9 protein-coding genes are annotated in these 7544 nt (G+C 59.9%); all 9 read right to left on the reverse strand.

Features of this window, described 5'->3' with window-relative positions; all coding sequences use genetic code 11:
* Nucleotides 1–29: 29 nt before the first annotated feature.
* Nucleotides 30–1007, reverse strand: a complete 978-nt coding sequence (gene lipA / locus ACQUQP_RS20005) for a lipoyl synthase (protein WP_432696784.1) — start codon at nt 1005–1007, stop codon at nt 30–32.
* 4 nt (nt 1008–1011) lie between these two features.
* Nucleotides 1012–1665, reverse strand: a complete 654-nt coding sequence (gene lipB / locus ACQUQP_RS20010) for a lipoyl(octanoyl) transferase LipB (protein ID WP_432696785.1) — start codon at nt 1663–1665, stop codon at nt 1012–1014.
* Nucleotides 1665–1940, reverse strand: coding sequence for a YbeD family protein (locus ACQUQP_RS20015; RefSeq protein ID WP_432696786.1), 276 nt, complete (start codon nt 1938–1940; stop codon nt 1665–1667). The genes lipB and ACQUQP_RS20015 overlap by 1 nt, the downstream gene beginning before the upstream one ends.
* On the reverse strand, nt 1940–2803 hold the full coding sequence (locus ACQUQP_RS20020; protein ID WP_432696787.1) for an aminotransferase class IV: 864 nt from the start codon (nt 2801–2803) through the stop codon (nt 1940–1942). Before ACQUQP_RS20020 ends, ACQUQP_RS20015 begins: the two co-directional genes overlap by 1 nt.
* Nucleotides 2804–2859: 56 nt before the next feature.
* Entirely contained in the window at nt 2860–4029 is a 1170-nt protein-coding gene (locus ACQUQP_RS20025) for a D-alanyl-D-alanine carboxypeptidase family protein (RefSeq protein ID WP_432696788.1), read from the reverse strand.
* Between the two features lie 89 nt (nt 4030–4118).
* Nucleotides 4119–4985, reverse strand: coding sequence for a septal ring lytic transglycosylase RlpA family protein (locus tag ACQUQP_RS20030; RefSeq protein ID WP_432696789.1), 867 nt, complete (start codon nt 4983–4985; stop codon nt 4119–4121).
* Between the two features lie 13 nt (nt 4986–4998).
* Entirely contained in the window at nt 4999–6009 is a 1011-nt protein-coding gene (gene mltB, locus ACQUQP_RS20035) for a lytic murein transglycosylase B (protein WP_432696790.1), read from the reverse strand.
* Between the two features lie 18 nt (nt 6010–6027).
* Complete coding sequence (gene rodA / locus ACQUQP_RS20040) at nt 6028–7170, reverse strand: rod shape-determining protein RodA (protein ID WP_432696791.1); 1143 nt, start codon at nt 7168–7170, stop codon at nt 6028–6030.
* Nucleotides 7167–7544, reverse strand: a 378-nt coding sequence (locus ACQUQP_RS20045) for a penicillin-binding transpeptidase domain-containing protein (RefSeq protein WP_432696792.1), incomplete at its 5' end; no start/stop codon positions are given. The genes ACQUQP_RS20045 and rodA, both read right to left, overlap by 4 nt.

Below are 7544 nucleotides of genomic sequence, written 5' to 3' on the forward strand. Positions count from 1 at the left end.
CGTTTTCAACGATTAAGTGCGGCGATAGATCAGCCGACTTTCTCACCTTTCGCCTGCAGATCGGCGTGGTAGGAAGAACGCACCAGCGGGCCACTGGCCACGTGGGAGAAGCCCAGCTCACGGGCGACACGTTCAAACTCGGCGAACTCTTCCGGAGTTACAAAGCGGTCCACCGGCAGGTGATCGCGGCTCGGCTGCAGATACTGGCCGATGGTGACCATGTCCACGTTATGGGCACGCAGATCCTTGAGTACTTCGACGATCTCTTCGTTGCTCTCACCAACACCGACCATCAGACCGGACTTGGTACGGACCTCAGGACGCAGTGCCTTGAACCCCTTGAGCAGTTCCAGTGACCAGGCGTAGTCGGCGCCGGGACGTACCTGGCGGTACAGACGCGGCACGGTTTCCAGGTTGTGGTTAAACACATCCGGCGGGGTCTGGCTGAGGATCTCCAGCGCAATATCCATGCGGCCGCGGAAATCCGGCACCAGGGTTTCAATCTGGATGGAATCGCTGCGCTCACGGGTTTCGCGGATGCAGTTGGCAAAGTGCTGGGCACCGCCATCACGCAGATCGTCACGATCCACGGAGGTGATGACCACGTACTTCAGGCCCATGTCGGTGATCGCTTCTGCAAGTTCACGCGGCTCATCTTCGGCCAGAGCGTTGGGACGGCCGTGCGCCACATCACAGAACGGGCAGCGACGGGTGCAGATATCACCCATGATCATGAACGTGGCGGTACCGTGGCTGAAGCACTCGCCCAGGTTGGGACAGCTGGCTTCTTCACAGACCGAGGCAAGCTTGTGCTCGCGCAGTTTCGCCTTGATACGTTTGACTTCCGTGTTGGAACCCATGCGGACACGCAGCCATTCCGGCTTGCGCGGCATGGCGTCTTTTTCGGTCGGGATCACCTTGACCGGAATGCGCGCCACCTTTTCTGCGCCACGCAGTTTGACACCCTGTTCTACGCGGTGGGTGCTTTTTTCGCGGGAGTCTGACATAGAACTATTCGTCCCAACTGGTTATTCGAGAAACAGAAGTATACCCGATTTCTGCGATCAAGTAATTGACTAGCTTCGCAGGCACCGATGCCAAATCAGCATCGGGGGCGAGCTGACTCAACTGTGTCATGGCCAGCCCGGCATAACCGCAGGGGTTAATGCGCAGAAAAGGCTCCATCTCCATGTCCAGATTGAGCGCCAGCCCGTGGAAGGTCGCACCGCGTCGCACACGGAGTCCGAGGGAGCTGATCTTGGCTCCGTCGACATAGACACCGGGGGCATCCGGCTTGGGATAGGCATCGACCCCGAAGTCGGCAAGCACGCTGACCACCGCCTTCTCCATCAGGCTGACGGTGTCACGCACGCCGATATTGCGCCGACGCAGGTCGATCATCAGGTAGGCGATCAGCTGGCCCGGACCGTGGTAGGTCACCTGGCCACCCCGGTCCACCTGTACCACCGGGATCTCTCCCGGGTTCAGCAGGTGTTCCGCCTTGCCCGCCTGCCCCTGGGTAAAGACCGGCTCATGTTCGAGCAGCCAGATCTCGTCCACCGTCTGTGCATCACGCTGGTCGGTAAATGCCTGCATCCGGTGCCAGGTGGGCTCGTAGGGCTGAAGCCCGAGCTCACGTACGATCAGTTCGTCCGCGACCGCCATCAGAGAACCGTCTGCACGCGGCCCGAGGCCTTCAGGTCTTCGTGCAGGGTCTTCAGGTGCTGCTCGCTGTGGGCGGTGATGTTCAGGCGCACAGAGAGGTACTTGCCGGTACGGCTTTCCGCCACCGTAACCTGGCTGATATCGAGATCCGGTACGTGGATCTGCACGGTTTCAATCACGAAACCACGGAAGTTATCTTCATTGAACCCCACCACTTTGATCGGGTAGTTCTCACAGGGGAACTCGATCTTCGGGGCTTCAGGTGTATCACTCATTACTCTTCTCCGGTCATCAACCGGCGATGAAACTGGCTGAAAAGCTCAAACATCCTGCGCCAGAGCGGCCCTTTCGTGCCATCTCCGACCGTCTTTCCATCCACCCTCAGCACCGGGACTACGGCTCGGGTCGAACTGGATATCCACACCTCGTCCGCCTCGAGCAGATTCTCGTAACTCAGATCGGTCTCCTGGTAGGGGATACCGGCAGCGCGCGCCAGCTCCAGAACGAGCTCGCGGGTGGTACCACCCAGGATTTCCGAACCGAGTTTCGGGGTATAGAGCACCCCGCTTTTGACAATAAACAGATTGGAGGAGCCACCCTCCGTCAGCACGCCGTCCCTGATCATCAGGGCCTCGTCGGCGCCCTCTTCCCGCGCCTGCTGCAGCACCAGAATGTTCGGCAGCAGACCGTTGGCCTTGATATCACAGCGGTGCCAGCGCAGATCCGCGGTAACAATCACACCGATACCGGCAACGCCGTCTGCACCGTCCGCATAGATATCGCGGATCGGATTGCAGCAGGCAAAAACGGTAGGTTTCATGCTGGCATCGTATACCGGTGTACGCCGACCGGCATCGCCCCGCGTCACCTGCAGGTAAACGGAGAGGTTGCCACCGCCATTGCGGCTCACCAGCTCATCCAGCACCGCCGGCCAGTCCAGCGTCAGCGGTATCCTCAATGCGGCCAGGCTGTGTTCCAGCCGCTTCAGGTGAGGTTCGAGACGAAAACTGACACCGCGGTAGTAAGGGATCACCTCATAGACGCTATCCCCAAAAAGAAAGCCCCGGTCAAACACCGAGACTTTCGCTTCCTGCGCCGCTATGTAAGCACCATCAAGGTAGACAATATCGGAACTCATTTCGAGACTCCGTTTCCGGCTTTAGCCTTTATTGTAAAGGCTTAGGGTCCGGGTGCCTACTTGAACAGGCCGGTGAAGAACAGCAGGATCTCATCCCAGATTCGCTTGAAGAAGCCGCCCTCGGGCACCGCTTCCAGCGCCACCAGCGGCACTGACTTGACGGTTTCGTCACCCAGGGAGACGACAACCTGCCCCAGCACCTGGCCCTGGTCGATCGGCGCCTTGATCACCTTGTTCAGATCCAGGTTGGCCGCCAGCTGATCGTCCTGACCACGCGGGATAGTCACCGCCAGGTCTTCGCTCAGCCCCAGACGAACCTGATCAGCCGCGCCGCCCCAGACACGTGCCTGGTTCAGCACCTGGTTGGCGGCATACAGCTGGCGGGTGCGGTAGAAACGGAAGGCGTAGGAGAGCAGTTTCTGCGACTCCTGGGCACGGGCTTCATCGCTCTTGGTTCCCAGCACAACAGTGATCAGGCGCATGCCGTCACGCTTGGCCGACGCTACCAGGCAGTATCCCGCCTCATCGGTATGGCCGGTCTTGATGCCATCCACGCTGTCATCGCGCCACAGCAGACGGTTGCGGTTGGGCTGGCGGATTTTGTTGTAGGTGAAGTACTTCTCGGAGTAGATCGCGTAATGCTCCGGGAAACTGTTGATCAGTGCCCGGCCGATCAGTGCCAGGTCGTGCGGCGACGAGTAGTGGTTCTCGTGCGGCAGGCCGGTGGCATTTTCAAAGTGGGTGTTTTTCAGCCCCAGTCGCTTCGCATGCTGGTTCATCAGGTCGGCGAAGGCGCTTTCGCTGCCGGCCACATATTCAGCCAGCGCGACGGAGGCATCGTTACCCGACTGGATCACCACGCCCTTGAGCAGATCGCCCAGACGTACCTGGGTGCCCTCGCGGACAAACATCCGAGAACCCTCGGTGCGCCAGGCTTTCTCGCTGATCGGTACCATGTCGTCCTCGGAAATATTCCCTTCCGACATCTCGTACTCAACGATGTAGCTGGTCATCATCTTGGTCAGGCTCGCCGGCGCGAAGCGCTGATCCGCGTTCTCGGACAACAGCACCTCACCGGTATCGCCATCCATGACCAGGTAGGCGGTACCCGCAATCTGCGGAGGCGCCGGCACCATGGTGCTGGCCGCCTGCACATTCAGCGCAAACAGGGTGAACAAAAGAGCCGATAACAGTGCGAGGGGGGAGCGAAAAAGTCTCTGCAACATGGTTTTCTTCATCGGGTAGTTAGAAATCAACGACAGATGGACCGATGGAACGGCTATTCGTTCCCCGGCCGGCGAATCAGGGGTTGTACTCAGGGGTAGTCTACCAAGATCGGTGACGAAAGGCCTGCGGCCTGGACCCTGGATATCAAATCACTGGCCACGACCTCGGCGGACAGGGGACCGATCAGCACCCGGTACAGCGAACGTCCATCCCGTTCGACGCTCTTTACCTGCACCTGACTGCCCTGGGCCGCGGGGATCAGCTTGGTCTGAACCCGGCGCGCCGCCGCGTCGCTGGAAAAAGCCCCCACCTGGAGATAACGCCCCGCCACCGAAGTGTGTGGCGTTGCGGCGGCAGGCGACTGGAGGACCGGCTCCGCACTGGCCAGCACATTGCTGCTGTTCCAGGCGACAGGGTCGATCGCTTCCACCTCAACCCGGGCGGTACCGTGGTTGAGCATCCCCAGTTTCGCCGCGGCGGCGTAGGATAGATCGATTAACCGGCTATCGTGGAACGGCCCCCGGTCGTTGACCCGGACGATCACCTGACGCCGGTTGGACAGATTGGTGACACGTACATAACTCGGCAGTGGCAGCGACTTGTGGGCCGCCGACATCTTGTACATGTCATAGACCTCGCCATTGGAGGTCAGATGGCCGTGAAACTTCTCGCCATACCAGGAGGCGGTACCCTCCTTGCGGTAACCGATGGCCGAGGGCAAAACGTGGTACTTCCTGCCCAGCACCCGGTAAGGGCTTTTATTACCGCCCCGGCTGTGCGGCTCGACCCGGGGCACGGCGTCAGGCACGTTGGAAACATCCGCCGGCGTGTCCGGATAGCGGTCATGCTTCATGGCATAGCGGCCGGCATTGGGGTTGTCACTGTCTCCACCCGTCGATGCACAGCCCGCCAATCCCACCAGGACAAACAGCAGCAGCGCTCCCAATCGTGCCATCGGATTACCTCGTTTAATTGCTGTTTCTGGCCTCGGCAATCGCCTGGCTCAGTTCGTACACCGCCATGCCGTAAAGGCGGCTGTGGTTATAACGGGTGATCACATAGAAGTTGTGCAGACCAAACCAGTAGTGATCGCCATCGGCCATTTCCAGCCGCATCAGCGTCGCTGGCTGCGCCATATCCAGCCCCTTGTGGGTGCGGATATCACGCTCGCGCCACTGCGCCAGGGTCACCTCCGGCTTCAGTCCGGCGTTAATCCACTCGGGATCCGCCGGTGTTCCCATCACCACGTTGGCGCGTACCGGCTCACCGGTTTTCCAGTCATGCTCGGCGAAATAGTTGGCCACACTGCCGATGGCGTCCACCGGGTTGGACCAGATATTACGCTTGCCGTCACCATCAAAATCGATGGCATAGTGTCTGAAGCTCGACGGAATGAACTGACCGAAGCCCATGGCGCCGGCGTAGGAGCCTTTCAGGGTACCGGGCTCGATCGACTCCTCACGGGTCATGCGCAGGTAGTCTTCCAGCTGCCCCAGGAAAAACTCGCTGCGGCGGGGGTAATCGAAGCCCAGGGTCGCCAGTGCATCCAGCACCCGGTAGTTGCCCATGATGCGGCCATAGTGCGTTTCCACGCCGATAATCGCGACGATAACTTCTGCCGGTACGCCAAACTCCGCCTCGGCGCGCGCCAGCGTGTCTTCATGTTTCTGCCAGAACGCCACGCCACGTTCGATGCGCTTGGGCTGGATAAAGATGTTGCGGTACTCACCCCAGGTCAGACGCTTTTCCGCCGGGCGCGACATCGCCTTGAGAATCGACTCCTGCTGCTCGGCGTCGTTGAGCACCGAACGCAGATAGTCACGTTCGAAGCCTTCCGCCTCCAGAGTTTCGTACAGCGCCTGGGCTTCGGGGCGATCGGCGTAATTGTCCGGCTTGGAACCGGCCTGAACCGCCAGCGGCAGCGTCAACCCAAGGACCGTGGCACCGAGTGCTATCCCTGAACGTAGTGCTTGTTTCATCATGATCTCCAAAGGTGTTTAGCGATTCAGCATCTGTTTATGGGTCTGGATCGACATCAGAATGCCAAATCCGGCCATCAGCGTCACGATCGATGTTCCGCCATAACTCACCATGGGCAGAGGTACACCCACCACCGGCAGAATGCCACTGACCATGCCGATATTGACGAACACATACACAAAGAACGTCAGCGTGACACTGCCCGCCAACAGGCGGGAGAAACTGTCCTGCGCCTGTACCGCGATGACCAGGCCACGGCCGATGATCAGCAGGTAAAGCGTCAACAGTACGATCACGCCAGTCATCCCCAGTTCCTCACCGATCACGGCAATAATGAAATCGGTGTGGGACTCCGGCAGAAAATCGAGCTGCGACTGGGTACCGTGCAGCCAGCCCTTGCCGGACAGCCCGCCGGAACCGATCGCTGTTTTCGACTGAATGATATTCCAGCCCGCACCCAGCGGATCACTCTCGGGATCAAGAAAAGTAAGTACTCGCTGACGCTGATACTCTTTCATAACCATCCACAGGCCCGGCAAGGCCGCGCCGGCAAGCGCCAGGGCAAGGAAAATCCAGCGCCAGTAAACCCCGGAAAACAGAATCACGAAAACACCGGAAGCGGCAATCAGCAGGGAGGTTCCGAGATCCGGCTGCTTCATGATCAATACCGTGGGTACACCGATCAGCGCCAGCGCGGCGAACAGCCGCGGCATGGTGGGCGGCAGACTCTTTTTCGCCAGGAACCCGGCCACTACGATGGGCAGGACCAGCTTCATGATTTCCGACGGCTGGAAACGGAAGCCCGCGATCTCGATCCAGCGCTGCGCGCCTTTGGCCCCTACACCGAACAGCAGCACGCCAATCAGCAGCCCGACCCCGGCCACATAGGCCCAGATACCGATACGTTCAAAGGTTCGGGGACGAAACTGCGCCAGCACGAACATGACAAAAAAGCCGGCGGCCATGCGCACGGCCTGACGCTCTACGTAGCCCAGATCCCGCTCGGAGGCGCTGTAGAGCACAAACAGACCAAAACCGCACAGCGACAGCAGCATCAGCAGCAGCCAGGCATCCAGATGGGTGTAACTCCAGAGCCCGGTAGGCCGACTCAGATGCGCCGAACTGTCGGAGAGCGTGCGCTGAAAGTCACGATGAATCATTTATCCCCCGCCAGATCGTTCACATAATCATCGGTCAACCAGGCATCGAGCACCTCGCGCGCAATCGGCGCCGCAGTACTGGAACCACCGCCGCCGTTTTCGACCACCACGGCCACGGCTATTTTGGGATCTTCGACCGGCGCGAAGGTGACAAACAGCGCATGGTCGAGATGGCGCTCTGCGAGCTCTTCCGGGTTGTACTCGGCATCCTGGGCGATCCCCACAACCTGTGCGGTGCCCGTCTTGCCCGCCATGGTGTATTCGGCACCCTGCGCTGAACGCCGCGCGGTGCCATAATCGCTGTGCATAACATCAACCATGCCCTGTATCACAGGCTGCCAATACTCGGGATGGTTCAGTGTGACGTCATCGGG

It is taken from the genome of Marinobacterium sp. YM272, from assembly GCF_050908845.1.
GTDB lineage: Bacteria > Pseudomonadota > Gammaproteobacteria > Pseudomonadales > Balneatricaceae > Marinobacterium_D.

Coding starts and splice junctions, on each gene's coding strand:
- lipA (WP_432696784.1), bottom strand. CDS start 1,007: ATGTCAGACTCCCGCGAAAAAAGCACCCACCGCGTAGAACAGGGTGTC.
- lipB (WP_432696785.1), bottom strand. CDS start 1,665: ATGGCGGTCGCGGACGAACTGATCGTACGTGAGCTCGGGCTTCAGCCC.
- ACQUQP_RS20015 (WP_432696786.1), bottom strand. CDS start 1,940: ATGAGTGATACACCTGAAGCCCCGAAGATCGAGTTCCCCTGTGAGAAC.
- ACQUQP_RS20020 (WP_432696787.1), bottom strand. CDS start 2,803: ATGAGTTCCGATATTGTCTACCTTGATGGTGCTTACATAGCGGCGCAG.
- ACQUQP_RS20025 (WP_432696788.1), bottom strand. CDS start 4,029: ATGTTGCAGAGACTTTTTCGCTCCCCCCTCGCACTGTTATCGGCTCTT.
- ACQUQP_RS20030 (WP_432696789.1), bottom strand. CDS start 4,985: ATGGCACGATTGGGAGCGCTGCTGCTGTTTGTCCTGGTGGGATTGGCG.
- mltB (WP_432696790.1), bottom strand. CDS start 6,009: ATGAAACAAGCACTACGTTCAGGGATAGCACTCGGTGCCACGGTCCTT.
- rodA (WP_432696791.1), bottom strand. CDS start 7,170: ATGATTCATCGTGACTTTCAGCGCACGCTCTCCGACAGTTCGGCGCAT.